The organism is Devosia sp. FJ2-5-3 (assembly GCF_029201545.1).
In the GTDB taxonomy this organism is placed as follows: Bacteria; Pseudomonadota; Alphaproteobacteria; order Rhizobiales; family Devosiaceae; genus Devosia.
On record NZ_CP104007.1, the window covers coordinates 749,499 to 770,278 of the forward strand.

A 20,780-nucleotide genomic window follows, 5' to 3' on the forward strand; every position below is an offset into this window, starting at 1 on the left:
GGGCCAATGATACCCATCTTGGCGAGCATCCACTGGAGGATACGCTTTGAATTTCGGAATAGTCGGCAAAAAGCTGGGCGCAGGCATTTGCGCCATGGCCCTGGGCATGGGCGGTGGCTCGGCCACGGTAATGGCGCAAAGCGCCTTTCCCCCGGCCGAGCTGCAGGGCTTGGCATTCAACAATACCCAGCCGGGCCGGGTCCTCGTGGCCCAGGCCGATAGCGCCCAGCTCATGGTGCGCATCCAGCAGCTCGAGGAGCAGCTGCGCTCCCTCAACGGGCAGATCGAGGGGCTGACCTTCCAGCTCACCCAGATGCAGGAAATCATCAACCGGATGCAGGAAGACAACGAGTTTCGCTTCCAGGCACTGGAAGGCGGTGCTGGGGGAAAAACTGATGCGGCAACCCAACCGGGCAGCGTGACGCAGCCCGAGGCGTTGCCGCAGACCCCAGCGCAAACAGAAGAAGCGCCAGCGACCGTCGTGCCGTCCCAGGGCGTTCAGCCCCTGCCGGGCGAGCAGGAGTTCGACCCCACATTCGACCAGGGTCAGGGCGCTCCGGAGGACGATCTCGGCGCATCGGCCGATCCTCTAGTCGGCACAGGTCGGGGGGGCGCCGTCGATCTCGTCACCGGCCAACCGCTCAATCTCTCCTATGACCCGCGCGCGCCACAGAGCGGCAATGCCGATGCGGACGCCCAGTTCACCGCCGGATATGAGGCGCTGAGCTCGGGCGACTATGCCTTTGCGGAAGATCAGTTCAGTCAGTTCGTCGAGCTCTACCCCAATAGCCCGAGGGTGACGGACGCGGCCAATTTTCTCGGCGAAGCGCTGCTGGCCCGTGGCGCCTATGATCGGGCGGCCGAAGTGTTGCTGGAAGCCTTCGAGAAGCAGCCGGAAAATACCCGGGCGCCGGACCTGCTGCTCAAGCTCGGCATTGCCCTGGCCGGCGCCGGGGAGCGGGAAACCGCCTGCCGGACATTTGACGAAGTGAGCCGAAGGTTTGCCGCTACCCAGCCGGCTTTCACCAGCCGCCTCGCCGAGGAGAGAGCCAAGGCCGCATGTCCGCCAGCGTAACCCCCGACCTCGCCGATGCGGATACACTGACGCGCCTGTTTGCGCCCGTCGCGGGGGAGCAGGCACTGGGCCTTGCCGTTTCCGGCGGGCCCGACAGCCTTGCCCTCATGCTTTTGGCCCAACGTTGGGCGGTGGCGCAGGCCCAGCCGCCGCGCCTCTTCGTCTATAGTCTCGATCACGGCCTGAGGCCCGAAGCCGCCTCGGAAGTCGCCATGGTTCTGGCTGAGGCGGAGCGCCTGGGACTGACCGCGCGGGGACTGGTCTGGGAGGGGCCCGCGCCTGAAACCGGCGTGCTCGAGGCGGCGCGCCTCGCTCGTTACCGGATTATCGGGGAGGCCATGGCTGCGGACGGCGTCACCGTGCTGGCCACCGGGCACCATCGTGGCGACCAGGCCGAAACCATTTTGATGCGCCTCGCCCATGGCAGCGGGCTCGATGGCCTCAAGGGCATGACGGTGCTGTCGCAGGTCGAGGGGGTCAAAGTCTTTCGCCCTCTGCTCGATGTCGAGCCGCAGACGCTTGCCAAGCTGGTGGCCGATGCCGGCATGGTGCCGGCCCAGGACCCCTCGAACCATGACACCAGCTATGAGCGGGTGCGCTGGCGTCAATTGCTGCCCGCTCTCGCCGCGGAAGGTCTCGATGGCGGGGCAATTGCCCGTTTTGCGGCGCGGATGGCAGAGGCCGACCTGGCCCTGACCCAACTCACCGACGCCGCCTTTGCAGAGCTTGTCGTCTTCGACGGCTTTGGCGCGGCCAGCCTGCCGCTCGCAACCTTGACGGCGTTGAGCCCGGCCGTGGGGCGACGCGTCCTCAGCCGCGTGCTCACCATCGTCGGCGGCCGCCAGCGCCCCCGGGCCCTGGGGCAGGTGGAGCGGCTTTTCGAACAATTGACCACTGATACGCTGCCGCGTGGCGCGACGCTTCTGGGCGCGGTTATTCGCGTCAAGGGCGATGGCTTGATCGTGGCGCGCGAACCCGGCCGCGTCCTGCCGGAGGAGCGGGCGCTGTCGCCGCATTCGGCTCTTGTGTGGGACGAGCGGTTCCGCATCGCCAATCTATCCGGCGAAGCCGGACTTGTTGCAGCGGCGACGGATTTCTTTCCCCGTCACCGCCTCGAAGAAGTGCTCGGTTTCAAGGTGACGACACCGGCAGAGGCGATTCGGACCGCGCCCATTGTCCGCGATGCCAGTGGTGCCGTACTCTCGCTTGGCGGGTGGTCATTCGACGATCGCGTCACTGTCGAACTTCTTGTGGACTGATCCTGCAACCTTTGACAATGACACCGTATTAACCCCGTCGCGACAATATGACTGGACGGCAGGGCGCGGAGGCCTCAGGTCTTGCCCTTGTAACGCCCCAATGACGGACTTACATTCGCCCCATGCTGCCGCGCATTGCGCCGGCACCCCTCCGGGACAGGATTGATGAACGGAAATTTCCGCAACTTTGCCATCTGGCTGGTCATACTCTTCATGCTGATGGGCCTGTTCCAGGTCTTCCAGTCATCCACGCGGTCGATTTCCGTCGCCGAAAAAAGCTACAGCCAGTTCGTCACAGACGTGGAGGGCGGTCGCGTTTCCAGCGTGACCATCACCAATAATGTCGTGTCCGGCGTCCTCAATGACGGCAGCCGCTTTGAGACAACCTTGCCCGACGGCGCAGAGATCATCTCGCGCCTCGAGGACCGCAATGTGTCGATCACGGCGCGCGCCCCGGAATCGAGCCCGTTCTGGTCGATCCTGCTCTCGAGCTGGTTGCCCTTCATCGTCATTATCGGCGTGTGGTTCTTCTTCATCCGGCAGATGCAGGGTGGCGGCCGCGGTGGCGCGATGGGATTTGGCAAGTCGCGCGCCAAGCTCTTGACCGAAACCCAGGGCAAGGTGACGTTCGAGGACGTTGCGGGCGTGGACGAAGCCAAGCAGGATCTCGAGGAAATCGTCGAATTCCTTCGCGATCCCGGCAAGTTCCAGCGCCTCGGTGGTCGTATTCCGCGCGGTGTGCTGCTCGTCGGCCCTCCGGGTACCGGTAAGACGCTTCTGGCCCGTTCGGTGGCCGGCGAAGCCAATGTGCCGTTCTTCACAATTTCGGGTTCCGACTTCGTTGAAATGTTCGTCGGCGTGGGTGCCTCGCGCGTCCGCGACATGTTCGAACAGGCCAAGAAGAACGCGCCCTGTATCATCTTCATCGACGAAATCGACGCCGTCGGTCGCCAGCGTGGCGCCGGTCTTGGCGGCGGTAACGACGAACGCGAACAGACCCTCAACCAGCTCCTCGTCGAGATGGACGGCTTTGAGGCCAATGAAGGCATCATCCTGATCGCCGCGACCAACCGTCCGGACGTGCTCGATCCTGCACTGCTGCGTCCCGGTCGCTTCGACCGCCAGGTCGTCGTGCCGAACCCGGACGTTGCCGGTCGCGAAAAAGTGCTCAAGGTGCATGTGCGCAAGGTGCCACTGGCTCCTGACGTCGATCTCAAGGTTCTGGCGCGCGGCACACCGGGTTTCTCCGGCGCCGATCTGATGAACCTCGTCAACGAGGCGGCCCTGATGGCGGCGCGCAGGAACAAGCGCTTCGTTACCCATCAGGAATTCGAAGACGCCAAGGACAAGATCATGATGGGCGCCGAGCGCCGCACCATGGCCATGACCGATGACGAGAAGAAGCTGACCGCCTACCACGAAGCCGGTCACGCCATCATCGCGCTCAAGGTTGCGGGTATCGATCCGATCCACAAGGCCACCATCATTCCGCGCGGGCGTGCCTTGGGCATGGTGATGACCCTGCCGGAGACGGACAGTTATTCTTTCAGCCGCGAAAAGGCCCTTGCCCGCCTGACCATGCTGTTTGGCGGCCGCGAGGCCGAGATCATCAAGTTTGGTCCGGCAAAGGTCACTTCGGGTGCTTCGGGCGACATCCAGATGGCTACCAGCCTCGCCCGCTCGATGGTGATGGAATGGGGCATGAGCGAAAAGCTCGGCCGCGTCCGCTACAAGTCCAATGACCAGGAGGTTTTCCTCGGTCACTCGGTTACCCAGTCCCAGCACATGTCTGACGACACGGCGCGGATCATCGACCAGGAAGTGCGCAAATTGATCGAGGATGGCGAAGCTTCGGCCCGCGAAATCCTGACCACCTACCACGACCAGTGGGAGGCGATTGCCCAGGCCCTGCTCGAATTCGAGACCCTTACCGGCGACGAATTGCGCGCCCTGATGGATGGCAAGCAGCCGACGCGCCCGGACGACGGTCCGGCAGCACCGAAGGCTTCGGGCGTGCCGACGGCCGGTAAGGTGGACAAGAAGCGTCCCGATGCGCCGCCGGAGCCGGGGTTGGAACCCCAGCCGGAAAGCTAAGAATTAAGGGTCACTCTCGAGTGGCCCTTTTTCGTAGCGCGCCGCTGCGCTATGTCGAATGAACTGATAAGAGCGGCATAGATCAGCTTTCGGAGAACGCATCTCATGGCCAGGAAATATTTCGGTACCGACGGCATTCGGGGCCTTGCCAATGGCGAGAAGCTGACCCCGGAGCTGGCCATGAAAGTCGGCATGGCCGCGGGAACCAAGTTCGTGCGTGGCGATCACCGCAACCGGGTGGTTATCGGCAAGGATACGCGACGCTCCGGCTATATGCTGGAGAGCGCGCTGGCGGCCGGATTTACCGCCGTCGGCATGGACGTCTATTTCCTCGGGCCCATGCCGACGCCCGCCGTCGCCATGCTCACCCGCTCGCTCCGCGCCGATCTTGGCGTGATGATTTCGGCCTCGCACAATCCCTATGATGATAACGGGATAAAGTTCTTCCGGCCGGACGGTTACAAGCTCAGCGACGAGCTCGAGGGCGAGATCGAGCGGCTGATGGAAAGCGACACCTCCAAGCTCCTTGCCCATGGCATGAATATCGGCCGTGCCTATCGCGACGACGAAGCCCGCACGCGCTATGTGGAATATGCCAAGCGCACCCTGCCGCGAAATATCGATCTCACCGGCCTGCGCATCGTGCTCGATTGCGCCAATGGTGCAGCCTACAAGGTCGCTCCGATGACCTTGTGGGAGTTGGGTGCCGAGGTGATCGCCATCGGTGACGAACCGAACGGCTACAATATCAATTACAAGGTCGGCTCAACTGCCCCTGAGGCCGTCTCGGCTAAGGTCAAGGAGGTGCGCGCCGATCTCGGCATCGCACTCGATGGCGACGCCGACCGGGTCATCATCATCGACGAGAAGGGCAATGTCGTCGATGGCGACCAGTTCATGGCCGTCATCGCCCATAGCTGGCTCGAACGCGAAATGCTGCTGGGCGGCGGCATCGTCGCCACCATCATGAGCAATCTGGGGCTGGAACGCTATCTCGGTGGCCTGGGCCTGACGCTCGAACGCACCCAGGTCGGTGACCGTTATGTGCTCGAAGCCATGCGGTCCAAGGGTTTCAATGTCGGCGGCGAACAGTCCGGCCACATCATCCTCTCCGATTTTACCACCACCGGCGACGGGCTTGTCGCCGCACTGCAATTGCTGGCGGTGCTGCAGCAGCAGAACCGGCCGGTCTCGGAAATCTGCACCCGCTTCGAAAAGGTCCCGCAATTGCTGCGGAGCGTCCGCTTCAAGGCCGGCAAGCCGCTTGAGGACAAGCGGGTCAAGCAGGCCATCGCCGATGCCGAGGCGTCGCTTGGCAGCGGGGGGCGGCTCGTCGTTCGCCCGTCCGGCACCGAGCCTGTGATCCGGGTCATGGGCGAAGCCGACGATGCCGATCTCGTGCAGACCGCTGTGGGCCAGGTCGAGGCCGCCATACGCGCAATTGGCTAATTGACCATTTTCAATTGTGTCCGGGTGCGCCCGGACACAGTTAATCTTTAGGGTTAAGCGCGCTTTAATAAAGTTGGTCGATAGTCGCTCGAAATTGACTGCTCTTGTGGCAACTAGAGGACTGAACCCATGCGCAAGCTCTCCGCTGCGTTCCTGGCGGCTGGCGCCGTCCTAGCAGCCGTCCCGGCACTTGCCGCGGACATGCCTTTCTATCCACCCGTGATTGACGTTCCCGATGTCGACTACGGCGTTTCGGGCTCGTTTTACCTTCGTGGTAGCGCGGCGGGCAACGCACTCTGGAGCAAGGAAGCCTACGCCTGGGATTGCTTCGCGTGTGGTCCGGTCCAGATTGCCGTTCCGGTGACGGCTTGGGGCTATGGCTACAGCGTCGGTGCGGGCTTCGGCTATGAAACCGGTACGGGCCTGCGCTTCGACGCGACCGTCGACCTGGTCAACAATTCCGGCCTCACGGCCACGCATCCGGCCAGCGCGGGCTGGCGCGCCGGGGATTACAAGACCACCCTTCGCTCCACCATTGCGCTCGCCAACGCCTATTACGATTTCTCCTTTGGCGGCAATTACGGCTATGGCGCCGCAGGCGGTGCCTTTGGTTATGTCGGTGCCGGTATCGGCGCTGCGTTCAACGATATCTCCGTCCAGGGTCCGGTTGGCGGCCCGACGGTGCCCTCGGGCCAGAACACCTCGCTGGCCGCTGCCGGCATGGTCGGCGTGGGCTACGATTTCGGCACCGTGGTGGCCGATCTGGGCTATCGCGGCGTCTACATCAACAAGATCAGCAACAGCGCTGCCATTCTGGATACGGCCTGGACCGAGAACAACTGGCTGCATGAAGTCCGCGGCACAGTGCGCTATCGCTTCAACTGATCGGTTTCCAACCTCTTTCGTAAAAGGCGCGGCCCCCGGGTCGCGCCTTTTTCTTGGTGGCGGCCCATGGACATCAGTGTGCTGCGATGCTTGTTTCCCCCAACAGGAGGAAACGCATGAAGATTTTGGTGATCGGTGCGGCCGGCATGATCGGGCGCAAACTGGTGGGTGCGTTGGTCCGGCGCGGCCATGTCGGCCAGCAGGACATCGATGGGATGACGCTGGTCGACATCGTGACACCCGAAGCCCCTGCCGGTTTTCCATCGGCCAGGACCATTGCAGCCGATCTCTCCGCTCCCGGCACCGCCGAGACGCTGCTCGCCGACCGGCCAGATGTCATCTTTCACCTCGCAGCCATTGTCTCGGGCGAAGCAGAGGCGGATTTCGACAAGGGTTACCGGATCAATCTCGATGGCACGCGCTTCCTGCTCGAGGCGATACGGCAGGCAGGGCAGGGGGGAGCCTATCGCCCGCGCCTCGTTTTCACCTCGTCCATAGCTGTCTTCGGTGAACCTCTGCCGGCCGAAATTCCAGACGAGCAGGCGCTGACCCCGCTCACCAGCTATGGCACGCAGAAGGCCATTGGCGAGCTGCTGCTCGCAGACTATTCCCGCCGCGGCTTCGTCGACGGCATCGGCATCCGCCTGCCCACCATCGCCATTCGACCCGGCAAGCCCAACAAGGCCGCGTCGGGCTTTTTTTCAGGCATCATCCGCGAGCCTTTGGCGGGTATGGAGGCCGTCCTCCCCGTGTCGGAGGATGTGCGGCACTGGTTTGCCAGTCCGCGTGCCGCGGTCAATTTCCTGCTGCATGCCGCCGAGATGGACAGTGCGCCGCTTGGCCAGCGCCGCAGCCTGACCATGCCCGGGCTCGCGGCCACTGTGGGCGAGGAGATTGCGGCTCTGCGGCGCGTCGCGGGCGAGCAAGCTGTTGCGCTGATCCGTCACGAGCCCGATGCGGTCATCGCAGGCATCGTCGCCGGCTGGCCACAGGCTTTTTCGGCCAAACGGGCGCTGGCCCTCGGCTTTGCCGCCGAGAAGAGCTTCGACGAGATCATTCGCGCCCATATCGAGGACGAGATGGGCGGAAGGCTCGGCTAGAGTTCCCCGGCGCCCGGTTCGACCAGGCCGATCGGCTCGGCCGGCGCTGGCGCCGGCTCGCTCTCGCGTACCCGCGTCACCCAACCGGCCCCGGTCCAGTCGCGCACATCGATGATGATTTCGTCCGGCGTTACATGGACGAGATTGTAGGAATTCGCCTCGCCCCGCAGCCGTGTCGAAATCGTCGAGGAGGCCTGGGCGACGAGGATCGGTGCGACAGCCGATTTGCGCAGGCCCACGGGTTCGCCGGCGGTAATCGTGTCGGGTGCCTCGTGCTTGCGCACATAGGAGAGGTGGAAATGGCCCGATAGCACCAGGCGCACGCCAAGGCGCGCGAAAGTGGCCAGCGCCTCGTCCGCCCGTTTCACGCGTTTTGTCTTCTGCATCATCGGCTCGGTGGGGAAGAGAACCGGATGATGGGCCACGATCACGCGCACTGCATCGGGGGAGGCCTGGGCGAAGCGTTCCTCAAGGTCCTCGAGCTGGCTGCGGGAAATGGTGCCGTGGCCCCAATTCCATTCCAGCCGGGCGCGACGGGACGTGCGCATGCCCAGGAACGCCACGCCGTTCATCTCGAGAAAGGGCTCGGTATCCCTCGCGATATATCGACGGTAGAGGCCATAGGGGTTGAAGAACCGCCGGAAAATATTGATAGCCGGCACGTCGTGATTGCCCGGCACGGCAAATACCGGGGCGCTTAGCGTGTCGAGAAAGGCGCGGGCCTGCTCGAACTCAGCCTTGGTGCCGACTTGAGTGAAGTCGCCGCTGATGACGATGAGGTCGGGAGTGAGACTTTCAATGTCAGCGGCAAGGGTCTCGGCGGCTGCAGGATCATGATGGCCGAAATGCAGATCAGAGAGGTGTACGAACTTCATAGCGCCACCTTGTCCGGATCCGCCGCAGGGGTATCGGGAAGCACGGATGCCGGGGCTATGACGCAGAGCGCGGCGGGCAGGACCTCGAAGGTCATGGGCGTCTCAAGTTTTTCCACTTCACCGTCAAACATCACATTCATTGCTTTCTTATGGGTCGTCAGGGTCACCTGCCGCGTCTTGAGGATGGTCAGCTCGGAATCGTTCTGCCAGGTCCCCATGATCATGCCTCCCCAGAGGCGGAAAAAATCGCGAATATTGAGGTGACTCAGAAGGTAGACGTAGAGGCTGCCCTCATCGAGGCGCTGCCGCGAGAAAATCCGGCCCACGCCCTGCTCATAGGCATTGCTGGCGACGGCAAGCGCCTGAACGCGCTCGATCCGGACGTTTCCATCGCCGAGATCCATGGCAACTGCGAAACGTCGTGTCCGGGCCAGGCGCCTCAGGATAAAGAGGAAGAAGCCCCATTTGGCACGGAAATCGGTACGTCCCCTGATGTGCTCGCGCCCCGCCGCCAGTTCTGGGACAACGCCGACGACGACCTTGTGCAGAAATATTCGTCCGTCGACGCGTCCCACATCGATCGTGCGGCAATTCTGGCTCGCCAGCACATCGATTGCCAGGTCGAGCTCGAGGGGGATGTTGAGATCCTTGGCGAGGGCATTGACCGTGCCCAGGGGCAGGATGCCGAGCTTCTTGTCGGACCCGAGAATGGAATTGGCGAGAGCTGTGATCGTGCCATCCCCTCCCGCCGCCACCACGATGGGCGCCGCGCTGGTGGCGGCCCGGATCAGCCTTTCCGACATCGGACGGTCCGTGTTTTCGTCGATCTCGGCGATGAGGCCCCGCTCGGCCAGCTTTGCAGCAAGGTCCGCCCCGGAGATGGACAAGGCGTTGGCCGTGCCGGCCTTGGCATTGAGCAGGATATGGCAGTGGGTCTGTTGCACGCAAGCAATCCTGTCTGGAGGACACTTCAGTCTAACGATCCGTCCGCCAGATGGTTCAGGCCGGTCATGCGGAGTGCTCTCAGCGGCAACATCCGTATATCCCCCGAGATGCTCCGTAGCTTTGCGGGCGGCGTGGGCAAGCGGGATCAAAGGGCGGCTGCGCCAGGATGCTCCTGACGAAACCGCTTTCCAGTTCAGGTGCCGAATGACCGCTTATGTCCGAGTTGCGGAGACGCAGATCCCGCCGGGCCAGATGGCCCTCTTGCTCTTTACTGCGCGTGACGAGCTGTGCGCAGGTATTATCGAGCACTGCCCCGATGGCACGCTGGAGCGACGCGTGCCGAACGATCCTTCTCCGCACGACCTGGTTCTCGTCATCTGCCGCCTCATGGCGCAGTTGCCGGATGATGCAGATGTTTATGTCGTGATAGAACCTGGCGCCTATTGGCCAGAAATGTTTCCCGATATGAAGATGTTTGAGGAAGTATAGAGTTGAATACAATTTTATCTGATATTATTGGTTGAATAACCATCTGTTTCAAAAGGCCAATATATACGCGTATACCACAATTACGATGCATCGAGAAAAGCGGGACGATCTCCAGGACGGCAATAGTAATTGTTCCAGGAGGTAGTCATCATGAAAAAGATAAAATTTGCTCTTGTGCTAATGTGCTCCGTATTCTTGTCGCCCAATGTGGCCCAGGCTGAAGGGCTTCTCGGGGGCGTACTTGGCGGGGATGGCGGCGGTGGTCTGCTTGGCGGCCTCACCGGCGGCTCGGAAGGCGGGCTTCTCGGGGATGGCGGGCTGGTCACTCTGGGAAGCGGCAGCGCCGGTTCTTCGGGCCTCGTCAATCTCGGCCTGCTGGGTGGCGACGGAAATCTGCTGGACGTCAATATTGGTGGCGCCAGCTCCCTGGTCGACGCAAATGTGTCGCTGGGCGGCAGCAAGGGCCTGCTCGATGTGAGTGCGGGCGTTGGGGGACTGCTTGACGCCAATGTCAATGTCGGCGGCAAGAACGGCTTGATCGATGTCGGCCTGGGCCTCGGCGGCGGCAGCACAGGTGGCGGTGGCGGCACAGGTGGCGGCGGCGGTGGTGGATCCGGCGGCGGCAATGGCGGCGGTGGCGGTTCTGGCGGTGGCGGCGGCTCGGGTGGCGGCTCCGGCGGCGGCAATGGCGGTACCTGGCTTTCCTCGGGTGGCTCGTCCAGCCCAAGCTTCACTGCCGGCCAATCCTGCACCGGGGTCAATCCCAACCAGCTGATCGGGCTTTTCCAGTCGACGCGTCTCAGGGGCTGGAACCGGGCAACCAACATCCAGCTCGTCCCGATCCGGGTCTGCTCGGATCTGCGTCGCCAAGTCTCGAGCTGGCTGGCCGGCAACAGTGAGTATCACCGCATGATCGGCGCGGTCTCTTCGGATGCGCTCATCAATGCCGCCCTCAGCCGGGGCAATTATCAGCCCGGCCAGGTGCTGGGGGTTCAGGCCAGCGGCACGACGCTCACAGTCTACGTGTTCTGACCTGCCCCGGTCAGGCCGTGGCGGACCGGTCACCACCCTGGTGGCCGGTCTGCTTTTGCGTGAGGTCAGACTCGGTCGAAATTGCTGGGCAGGATGATCATGTCGCGGATGGTCACGCTCCGGCGCCGCGTGAGCATGAAGAGAATGGCTTCGGCGACATCTTCCGGCTCGATCAGCCCACCCGCTTCCCGCGCCTTGCGCAGATTTTCCTCCGGCCAGTCGGCGAGCAGGGCGGAGACGACCGGGCCAGGCGAAATCTGTGCCACCCGAACGCCATGGGGGATCATCTGTCGGCGCATGCCCTGCACGAAACTGGTGATCGCCCATTTCGAGCCGGAGTAGACCGGTTCCCAATAGGTGGGGAAGTGCCCGGCCACCGAGCAGGTGACAAGGATGTCTCCCGTCCTGCGCGCGATCATGTGGGGCACAACGGCATGAACGTTCTTCATCACCGCGTTGACATTGAGATTGAGCATGCGGTCGATGGCTTCGGGCGTGGTCTCGGTGAGATCTCCGCCGATATAGACGCCTGCGTTGCAATGCAGGATGTCGATATGGCTGACCTTGTCGAGAATTTCCGGCACCATGGCATTGCAGCTTTGGAGATCGAGGAGGTCGGTGACCTGGGCAATGGCCCTCTCGCCGAGCTCCGCCGTCAGGGCCGCAAGCGCGGTCTCGTTGCGATCCACGAGCACCACCATGGCCCCTTCCGCAAGCAGGGCCTTCGTCGTTGCCAATCCAATCCCCGACGCAGCGCCGGTAACAACCGCGATCTTATCGTGCACGGACAACACACTCCTCCATCTGCATTCGACATGGGCCTAGGCGGGGTCGACACGCATGGTAATACTCAAAGGCCGATCACAATGCGGTTGAATCTTGCAATTCGCAATTACCAAGGGCCGCTCGTTAACCGCCGATTAACACTCTTCATCGACCTTTGGGGAGACCGCAAAGGCTCTAAACCTTTGTTAATATGCGAGCGCAAAGGGCAGTTTTGTCTGTGATATCAGTTCACACGCCACGAAGCGGGCGGTGGGCCCTAAAGGTGCTGGGGACGCTGGCGCTTGCAAGCCTGCTCGGCGCCTGCGCCACCACCAGCGATGCGCCCGTCAGTGAAGCACGCATCATCACGCCAGCCGATGCCCTCATCATCCCGCCCCCCGGCGGTCCGGGGATCGTGACTGTTGCCTCGACCACTTTTCCCAACGCCGTCCGGCAGGACATCTCCCTGGCCACCAATGCGCGGACCCCGGGCGAGAACAAGATCAGCATTGTGCGCTTCACTGCAAAAGGTGGCGATGGCAGCGATGCGCGCCTGCGCGACATACCGTTTACCCAGGTCAATTTGACCGAGGAGGCCCTTGCGGCCTGGCCCGGCACGGGCATGGCGGTTTCGCCATACTATGTGCAGAACGCCTATGGACCCTTCGGCTATGCCATCGGCAAGCCGGCAACAGGGGATACCTGCATCTATGCTTGGCAGCGCATCAGTCCCACGCTAAAGCCTTCGGGTGCCGTGGATCGTGGCACCATCAATATCCGTCTGCAGCTTTGCCGCCGGGGCGCCAGCGAACAAAGCCTGCTCGAGATCATGTACAAGCTCCGGCTCAATGCCGCGGTGTTCCCGCCAAATGCGGCGCCCGCCGCAATCGGGCGCATCGGTATTCCAGTGCGTCCCATCGGGGCCGCAGGGTTCAGCGAGGTCATTCCCTCGGCCCCGGCGGCAGCCCCGCAGCCGCGCAGAACGCAAACCGTTGTCACCACGGCAACAACACCGGTCACGGTAGCGCCGCCGCCGGCAGGTGCGCCGATCGTGCCCTCGCCGACCGGCACGGCGACCGGGACAGGACCGGTTGTCCCCAGACCGCCCTCGGGCAATGTCACTATTCCTTCGCCGCCTTCCTCCGGCGACTAGGCCGCCACGGGAGCGAATATGTCGAAAGCGCTGACGATCCTCATCTGGCTGGCTATGTCCCTTGCCATGCTGGTCATCATCACCATTCCGGTGAGCCTGCAGGTGCACCTGGTCATGGCGGTGCTGTTCATCCTGGCCATGGCGGGGATCAAGTTGCTGCGGCTTGACGGCAATTGGCGCCTGCTGCTGTTGACGTTCGGCACGGTCATCGTGCTGCGCTATGCGTTCTGGCGCACGACGAGCACCATTCCCCCGATCGAGCAATGGGCCGACTTCATCCCGGGGCTGATCCTCTACCTTGCCGAGATGTACTGCATTCTCATGCTGTTCCTCAGCCTGTTCGTGGTTATCCGGCCCATTCCCCCGCGTCCCTCGGTCCGATTGCGCCCGGACGATCCGGTGCCCTTCGTGGATGTCTTCATCCCGACCTATAACGAGGATTATGACCTTTTGGCCGGCACGCTCGCCGCAGCCAAGGCAATCGACTATCCGGTGGACCGGTTCAAGGTCTGGCTGCTCGACGACGGCGCCACCGAGGCCAAGCGCAACAGCTCGGACGCAGAGGCCGCCGTCGTTGCCCAAGAGCGGTATGACCAATTGCGCCAGCTCTGCGACGAGTTGGGGTGCCACTATCTGACGCGTGCGCGCAACGAGCATGCCAAGGCCGGCAATCTCAACAATGGCCTGGCCCATTCCTCCGGCGAGTTCGTCGCCGTGTTTGACGCCGACCATGCGCCGGCCCGCGATTTCCTTCAGGAAACCGTTCCCTATTTCGCCAGGGACCATCGCCTCTTCCTCGTGCAGACCCCGCACTTCTTCCTCAATCCCGATCCGCTCGAGCGCAATCTGCGCACTTTCGAAGTCATGCCTTCGGAAAACGAGATGTTCTACGGCATCATCCAGCGCGGGCTCGATCGCTGGAATGCGGCGTTCTTCTGCGGCTCTGCGGCCCTGCTGCGCCGCGAGGCGCTCGAAGTGACCAATGGCTTTGCGGGTCGCAGCATCACCGAGGATTGCGAGACCGCGCTCGAGCTGCACAGCCGGGGCTGGAACTCGATCTATGTCGACCGCCCGCTGGTGGCGGGACTTCAGCCGGCGACATTTGCAAGCTTTATCGGCCAGCGCAGCCGATGGGCACAGGGCATGATGCAGATCATGCTGTTCAGTTTTCCGCTGTTCAAGCCGGGCCTGCGCGCCGCACAGCGCCTCGCCTATCTCTCTTCGACGATGTTCTGGCTGTTTCCACTGCCGCGCATCATCTTTCTCTTTGCGCCGCTGTTCTATCTCTTCTTCGATCTGCAGATCTTTACCGCTTCGGGCGGTGAGTTCGCGGCCTATACGCTGACCTATTTCGTCGTGAACCTGGTCATGCAGAACTCGCTCTTTGGGCGCTGGCGCTGGCCGTGGATCTCGGAACTCTACGAATATATCCAGTCGGTACACCTGCTCGGCGCCATTCTCTCGGTGCTGCGCAACCCGTCCAAGCCCACGTTCAATGTGACGGCAAAGGACGAGAGCGTCGACATTTCACGCCTCTCGGAGCTGGCGCGGCCCTTCTACATCATCTTCCTGCTGCTCGTGCTCACTGTCGGCATGACGATCTTCAAGGTCTTCAACGAGCCCTACCAGGCCGAAATCACCATGGTGGTGGGCGGATGGAACATCTTCAACCTGATCCTTGCCGGCTGCGCCCTGGGCGTGGTTTCCGAGCGGCGCGAAGTGCGGTCCAGCCGCCGGGTCAATGTCGAGCGCCGTTGCGAAGTGCGCGGCGCTGACGGCAATTGGGCCAAGGGTGTCATCGTCAACGTTTCGAGTGGTGGCTTGGCCATGCGCCTGCCGGGAGGCCCCCTGGGGCTTGCCCGCGGCGCCTCCACGCTGATCCGCTTCACCCCGCAATCCGACACGGGGGGCAATGAAATGCCTGTTGCCGTGCGTTCCACGGGGTCGGAGGACAAGGGTGCGGTGCTCGGCTGTCGCTTCACACCCCAGCGCGGGCAGGACTATCGCCTCATTGCCGACCTTCTCTACGCCAACTCGGCCACATGGCTGCAGCGCCAACAATCTCGCCAGGTCAATATCGGCATTCTGCGCGGTACTGTCCGCTTCCTTGGCGTCGCGCTCTACCAGACGGGAAGAGGCCTCGGATATCTCCTGCGCTTTGGCTCGAAGAGGAGCGGCGCCCATGATTGATCGCGTTTGGCTTGCCGGTCTGCTGATGTCCGTGGCGATGGTGCCGGCCATGGCACAGCCTGCTCCGTTCGACATGACGCCCGAGAGTGATCTGGTCGAGCCGGCTCCGACCCCTTCCGTGCCCTTGCCTGTCGAGACAATCCCCGAGCCTGCTCCAGCTGGGCATTCGCGTTTTCTCCTGCCGACGCCCAGCGTGCGCCTCGCCGGGGAAGAGAGCCGACACGCGATCGTCTTCTACCTGACCGAGGCGGAGGCCCAGAGTCAGGCGCGCCTGCAGCTGAGCTATCTCAACGCGGTTGTTGTGGCGCCGGAATATTCCAGCCTCAATTTTTCGATCAATCAGACGAGCGTTTCCCGCACCCCGATCGCTGCCGCCTCGGCACCGGGCGCTGTGAGCGTCGACATCCCTGCCGGCCTCTTGCGAGCCGGCGCCAATATCATCGAAATCCACGCCTCCCAGCGACACCGGACCGACTGCACTATTCAATCCACCTATGAATTGTGGACGGATCTCGCGGCCGAGGGGCTGCAGCTCACCTTCCAGGACCCCGATGCCGGGCGGATAACCCAGCTTGCCGATGTCTCGGCGGTCGGCGTCGGCGCAGACGGGCAGACGCGATTGCGCCTTTTCGCGCCGGGCCTCAATGATCCGCAGACGATGAGTGCCGCGCTGCGCCTCGTCCAACAGGTGGCCATTGCCCTGCGCGTCGCCGACCCGCGCATTGAAGTCGTGGACGCACTTTCCTCCGCAGCGGAGCCCGGCGTCCTCGACGTCGTCATCGGCACCGCGGCATCATTGCCTGAAGAATTGGCCGAGATGCGCGGGGCGGCCGGCTCCGGGCCGCTGGCCACCATGGCCGTGCTCGATGGCGGCATGCCCACACTTGTGTTGTCGGGACCCGATTGGAGCAATATTGCGCGCACCGGCGCCGAAGTCCTCGCCGCCGCACCAGCCTCGCGGCCGCGTGTCGATCTGGGCTATGGCGCGCCCCTGCTCGAAGGCGGTGCACAGGTCGAACTCTCTTCGGTGGGCGCAGGCACGGTGGAGTTCAACGGGAGACGCTTCACCACGCGCTTCCAATTCGAACTGCCGCCCGATTTCTACGCCTATCGCTACGGCAATGCCGAGCTTGTCCTCGACGCGGCCTATTCGTCCGATGTGCAGCCAGGCAGCGAGATCGACATCTACACCAATGGTCAGATCGCCTCGGCAACGCCATTGCTGCAGACCGATGGCGGTTTGCTGCGCAATACGATTATCCGCGTGCCGATGACCAATCTGCGGCCGGGGCGAAACGAGGTCGATATTGCCGTCAATCTCAACACCCGTTCGGACGCCTCCTGCGTGGCCGGCTGGACCGGACAAGCGCCGACGCGCTTTGTCTTTTCGGGTAGCTCGGAACTGCGCCTGCCCGACTATGCCCGCGCCGCAGCGCTGCCGGATCTGCGCCTGCTAACCGGTGCGGCCTGGCCCTATGCCCTGGAACAGGATGTGCCCATCGTCGTCGGGCAGGACAGGGAATCCGAGATTGCCGCGCTCACTCTGGCGGCCCGGATTGCCACGGCTTCTGGTCTGGTTACGCCACTTTCGGTCGTGGCCGAAACGCAATTGCCCCCGGATCGCAACGGCTTCGTCGTCAAGCCGGCCTCTGCGCTGGCGCCTGATATCCTGTCGCGCGCCGGGCTCACCGATGGACGCTTCGGCTCGACAGGGCGCGACTCCACAGTGCTCGACCAGTTTGCCTCCGGCTCGGTTGCCAACCCGCTGCCGGGCCCGGTCGCGTGGTTTCTTGATCGCGTCGGGCTGCAATTGGGAGATTTGCGCATAGTACCCGAACGGGACCAGGCCATTTCCATTGCCACTTCCGTGGCACTGTCGCAGGCGCGCCAGCCTGAGGGCGGGCTCTGGACGGTCCTGACCGCGCCCGATGGCGGGCGCCTGGTTTCCGGGGTGAACCAGTTGATCGAAACCCGGCATTGGCGCGAGATCAATGGCCGCGTCAGCACGATCGCTCCCACCGACCAGACCATTACGGCCACATCGGCCGCCAATCCGGTGCTCAATGTCACCTCTTTCTCGCCCGCCAATCTCCGGCTCGTGGCCGCCAATTGGTTTTCCGCCAATATCTTGATGTTCACCGCACTGATCGCGGCGGCGTGCGTTCTGCTGATGACAGCAACCTCTCTCATGCTCAAACAGCTTGGACGCCGGCAATGAATTGTAATGTTCTGGGAGTGGCACTTGCGGCAACGCTCATGATCCCACCCGTTCCCGTTTCCGCTTCCACCATCCTCCCGCAAGAATGGGAGAGCTATCGCACCGCCTATATCAGCGAGACGGGGCGGGTGGTGGACTATGCCAATAACAGCATCAGCCACAGCGAAGGGCAGGGCTATGGGCTCATCCTTTCCGTACTGGCCGATGACCGCGCGACGTTTGAGCGCGTCTGGGACTTTACCCGCACCGAATTGATGGTGCGGCATGACGGCCTTGCTGCCTGGCGCTGGGAGCCCGAGGCCGACCCGAAGATCACCGATCCCAACAACGCCACCGATGGGGACATATTGATCGCCTATGGCCTGGTCCTGGCTGGAGCGGCCTGGGACCAGCCCGCCTATACCGACATCGCCGCAGGCATGGTCCGGACCATCGGACACAATCTGCTCGTCGCAGTCGATGAACTGCCGGTCATCCTGCCGGGTGCGGTGGGATTTGTCAGCCCGGAAACCGGCGCAGTGGTGCTCAACCCATCCTATTGGGTGTTCGAGACCATCCCAATCTTTGCCGAGATCGATCCGACCATCAATTGGAATGCGGTCACCGAAAGCGGGCTTGACCTGCTGGAGCGCGCCGCTGGAACGAAGACCGGCCTACCTGCGGACTGGGTCGTCCTCGAAGGGGACGGCATCGTCCCGGCCGAGAATTTTCCACCAGAGTTCGGATATAACGGCATTCGGGTGCCGCTTTATCTGATGCGGGCGGGCCTCGACCCAGCCTATCTCCAGCCTTTCCGCGCCAATGCCGATGAAACGGGCCTGCGCAAGGTCGATGTGGTGACCGGAGAGCTGCTCGAGCCGATCTCCGAGCCGGGCTATCGGCTGATCCAGGCCGCCATGGAATGCACGCTCTCCGATAAACCGATTCCGCCCGAACTGGCCCAGATGCAGGCAACCAGCTATTATGCAGCGACCCTGCAATTGCTGGCGCTCGATCACCTGCGTCGAAATCGGCCTGATTGCCTCGAGAAAGGCCCCTGGTAATGCGGCTGAGTACCTATATCGCCGGGCTAAGCCTGTTGGGCAGCACCATGCTGCCCGCTTACGCCCAGGATGCCGCCATGCCGGCGCCGGCCCTTGCCGTCATGGCCCAGGATGCCCAGCTCGCTCAGCCGGTTCTGGGCGTGCGCCCCTTCATGGTGGCCCTGCCGCTCGCGCTGGGCAGCAATGGCCTTGCCGCTGAAGAGCCGGTCGTGCGTGGACAGCCTTCGGGCGCGGTCAAATCGCTGCTCGCCCAGGTCAGCGCCAATCCTCCCCCGTCGCAAAGCCCCGGCGCCGTCGATGAGACGGCCCTGCGCTATTTTGCGCAAAAGGGCGATGAAGTTCGGGTCCAGCGTGAAATCGAGCGCCTGCGCGCCCTGCATCCGGGTTGGGAGCCACCGTCAAATTTGCTGTCGCAGGACTATGTTCCCGATCCGGATATCGTGTCGATCTGGGATATGTTCAGCGCCGGCGATTTCGCCGGCGCCCGCGCCGCCATTGCCGCCAAGCAGGCAGCGGACCCGAGCTTCGTGCCCTCGACTGATCTTCTGCAGAGCCTTGCCAATGGCGAGGCTACCATGCGCCTGCGCAATGCCTCCGATGCCGGCGACAACCAGACGGTTATCACCATTGCCGCCAACAGCCCGCAATTGCTGGTCTGCGCCTCGGTCGACAATCTCTGGCGGCTGGCCGAGGCCTTTGCGGAAACGGGTAGCCTTTCCCGCTCAGTCGACGCCTATGCCTATGTCCTTTCCAACTGCACCGATACCGGGGAACGCTTCGCCACCATGCAGAAGGCGATGGAGCAACTGCCCCGCGCCGAGCTTGAGCCGCTCCTCCAGATGGAGCGCACCGACGAGGCGGGACTGGGCGAGTTCGCGGGGCTCCGGCTCGATCTGGCCCGTCGCGCCGTATCGGCGTCGCTCGATGGCGGACCGGCGCCCGGACCGGCCGATCTGGCGCTGCTCGAGCAATCGGCCACTGTCGAGAAGAACGGCGATGATCTCCAGCTTCTCGCCTATTTCGAACTCGGCCGGGATCGCCCCAATGAAGCCCGCAGGCTGTTCCAGACGGCCCATGATGCCGCCCCTACCGCAGCAACCGCCGAAGGGCTGGCCGTAACGCTGCTTCAGCTCCAGGATGGGGAAAAGGCCGAGGCCGTGCTGGCCTCCTACCGGGACGAGAGCGAAGAGCTGACCGCGCTCTATCTTCAGGCGGCTGCCGCGCTCCTCGCCACCGAACCGCGGAAGAACATCGGCGAGACAGTGCTCGGACGCATCGTCGACACGACGATGTCGGCACGCGATGCCAATACGGCCCAGGAGCTGGGCTGGTATTCCTATGCCTTCGGGCAGCCGCAGACCGCGGTGGAGTGGTTTACCGTTGCCCTTCGGTTCAAGTCCGATCTGGAGCCGGCCGCCTATGGCATGATGGTCGCTGCCAACGCGCTGGGCGATGCTGCGACGGTCGAGTCGATCCGCAGCCAGTGGGCCGGGCGTTCCGCCCGCATCACGGATTTCGGCAAGACGTCAGCGACCACTGTGGCTCCCGCCACGGCGCCCATCCCCGCTGCGGCCGCGCAGCGGCCCTCTGCCCCAGTGCAGGCGGCGCGCCCGGTCAATCAGGTGGCAAGCGAACTCAGCGTCCAGCAGGCTCCCCAGCGAGCCTCCGGCAGCCGTAGCTGCCAGGACTATGTGCCGGCGGCGAGTCTGTCCGCGTCGACCGCCCTCAGCCATGCCTGGTGCCTGATGGATCTCAATCGTCCTGCCCAGGCGGTGGATCATTTCGCCCGTGCGCTGCAATCGGGCTCGGAGCGGGTGCGCTCGGACGCGGCTTACGGCCAGTCGCTGGCCTATATTAGGCTCGGCCTGCCGCATGAGGCCGCCGTCGCTGCCGCCGCAGCGCCGGTGACCAATCAGCGGGCGCTCGAGCTCGAGGTTGCCATCCTCACCCAGCAGGCCACCAGCGCCTATGGCATTGGCGACTATGCCAAGGCGCTCGCCATCCTCGATGCCCGCTCCAATTATGCCGCCGAGCGCAATGACCTTCTGACCCTGCGCGCCTGGAGCTATTATCATCTCCGCCGCTATCGCGAAGCCCAGCGCATCTTTTCGGCCGTTGCTGCCACCGGCTATGGCGAGGCCCTTGCCGGGCTAGACGCCGCGACCTCCGCGCTCGCCCGCTCGCTCGCCCAATAATGCCGCCGCAGGG

16 protein-coding genes are annotated in these 20,780 nt (G+C 63.4%); 13 read left to right on the forward strand and 3 right to left on the reverse strand.

Annotation, left to right across the window (positions count from 1 at the left end):
* The first annotated feature begins 46 nt into the window (after positions 1–46).
* The 6 genes from ybgF (at position 47) to denD (ending at position 7,862) form a co-directional block, all read left to right on the forward strand.
* Positions 47–1,075: a tol-pal system protein YbgF gene (gene ybgF, locus N0P34_RS03750; RefSeq protein WP_275605678.1), complete on the forward strand. Its 1,029-nt coding sequence runs from the start codon at positions 47–49 to the stop codon at positions 1,073–1,075.
* A complete protein-coding gene (gene tilS, locus N0P34_RS03755; protein WP_275605679.1) occupies positions 1,060–2,334 on the forward strand; it encodes a tRNA lysidine(34) synthetase TilS in 1,275 nt (424 codons plus the stop codon). Before ybgF ends, tilS begins: the two co-directional genes overlap by 16 nt.
* 165 nt (positions 2,335–2,499) lie before the next feature.
* Positions 2,500–4,428, forward strand: coding sequence for an ATP-dependent zinc metalloprotease FtsH (gene ftsH / locus N0P34_RS03760; RefSeq protein WP_275605680.1), 1,929 nt, complete (start codon positions 2,500–2,502; stop codon positions 4,426–4,428).
* Positions 4,429–4,533: 105 nt separating this feature from the next.
* Complete coding sequence (gene glmM, locus N0P34_RS03765; protein WP_275605681.1) at positions 4,534–5,877, forward strand: phosphoglucosamine mutase; 1,344 nt, start codon at positions 4,534–4,536, stop codon at positions 5,875–5,877.
* A 129-nt stretch (positions 5,878–6,006) separates the two neighbouring features.
* Positions 6,007–6,762, forward strand: a complete 756-nt coding sequence (locus N0P34_RS03770; RefSeq protein WP_275605682.1) for a hypothetical protein — start codon at positions 6,007–6,009, stop codon at positions 6,760–6,762.
* A 116-nt stretch (positions 6,763–6,878) separates the two neighbouring features.
* Entirely contained in the window at positions 6,879–7,862 is a 984-nt protein-coding gene (gene denD / locus N0P34_RS03775) for a D-erythronate dehydrogenase (protein ID WP_275605683.1), read from the forward strand.
* Here the strand turns inward: denD and N0P34_RS03780 are convergent.
* Positions 7,859–8,737, reverse strand: a complete 879-nt coding sequence (locus N0P34_RS03780) for a metallophosphoesterase (RefSeq protein ID WP_275605684.1) — start codon at positions 8,735–8,737, stop codon at positions 7,859–7,861. The two genes, denD and N0P34_RS03780, sit on opposite strands and share 4 nt — an antisense overlap.
* Positions 8,734–9,681, reverse strand: coding sequence for a diacylglycerol kinase family protein (locus tag N0P34_RS03785; protein ID WP_275605685.1), 948 nt, complete (start codon positions 9,679–9,681; stop codon positions 8,734–8,736). The genes N0P34_RS03780 and N0P34_RS03785 overlap by 4 nt, the downstream gene beginning before the upstream one ends.
* Before the next feature lie 205 nt (positions 9,682–9,886).
* Here N0P34_RS03785 and N0P34_RS03790 point away from each other — a divergent pair, with 205 nt between their 5' ends.
* Positions 9,887–10,171 carry a hypothetical protein gene (locus tag N0P34_RS03790; RefSeq protein ID WP_275605686.1) on the forward strand — a complete coding sequence of 95 codons (285 nt, stop codon included), beginning with the start codon at positions 9,887–9,889 and terminating at the stop codon, positions 10,169–10,171.
* 150 nt (positions 10,172–10,321) lie between these two features.
* Positions 10,322–11,203 (forward strand): hypothetical protein, encoded by an 882-nt coding sequence (locus N0P34_RS03795; protein WP_275605687.1) that lies wholly within the window; start codon positions 10,322–10,324, stop codon positions 11,201–11,203.
* Positions 11,204–11,268: 65 nt separating this feature from the next.
* Here the strand turns inward: N0P34_RS03795 and N0P34_RS03800 are convergent, their stop codons facing one another.
* Positions 11,269–11,997 carry an SDR family oxidoreductase gene (locus N0P34_RS03800; RefSeq protein ID WP_275605688.1) on the reverse strand — a complete coding sequence of 243 codons (729 nt, stop codon included), beginning with the start codon at positions 11,995–11,997 and terminating at the stop codon, positions 11,269–11,271.
* Positions 11,998–12,251: 254 nt separating this feature from the next.
* On the opposite strand from N0P34_RS03800, the gene bcsN reads away from it, so the two are divergent.
* Genes bcsN through N0P34_RS03825 form a run of 5 tightly spaced genes read left to right on the forward strand, consistent with a single transcriptional unit; the run spans position 12,252 to position 20,767 of the window.
* Positions 12,252–13,121: a cellulose biosynthesis protein BcsN gene (bcsN, locus tag N0P34_RS03805; protein ID WP_275605689.1), complete on the forward strand. Its 870-nt coding sequence runs from the start codon at positions 12,252–12,254 to the stop codon at positions 13,119–13,121.
* An 18-nt stretch (positions 13,122–13,139) separates the two neighbouring features.
* Positions 13,140–15,311, forward strand: a complete 2,172-nt coding sequence (gene bcsA / locus N0P34_RS03810) for a UDP-forming cellulose synthase catalytic subunit (protein ID WP_275605690.1) — start codon at positions 13,140–13,142, stop codon at positions 15,309–15,311.
* Positions 15,304–17,529, forward strand: a complete 2,226-nt coding sequence (locus tag N0P34_RS03815) for a cellulose biosynthesis cyclic di-GMP-binding regulatory protein BcsB (RefSeq protein WP_275605691.1) — start codon at positions 15,304–15,306, stop codon at positions 17,527–17,529. The genes bcsA and N0P34_RS03815 overlap by 8 nt, the downstream gene beginning before the upstream one ends.
* A 38-nt stretch (positions 17,530–17,567) precedes the next feature.
* On the forward strand, positions 17,568–18,572 hold the full coding sequence (locus N0P34_RS03820; protein WP_275605692.1) for a glycosyl hydrolase family 8: 1,005 nt from the start codon (positions 17,568–17,570) through the stop codon (positions 18,570–18,572).
* Positions 18,572–20,767, forward strand: coding sequence for a cellulose synthase (locus N0P34_RS03825; RefSeq protein WP_275605693.1), 2,196 nt, complete (start codon positions 18,572–18,574; stop codon positions 20,765–20,767). The genes N0P34_RS03820 and N0P34_RS03825 overlap by 1 nt, the downstream gene beginning before the upstream one ends.
* The last annotated feature ends 13 nt before the right edge of the window (positions 20,768–20,780 follow it).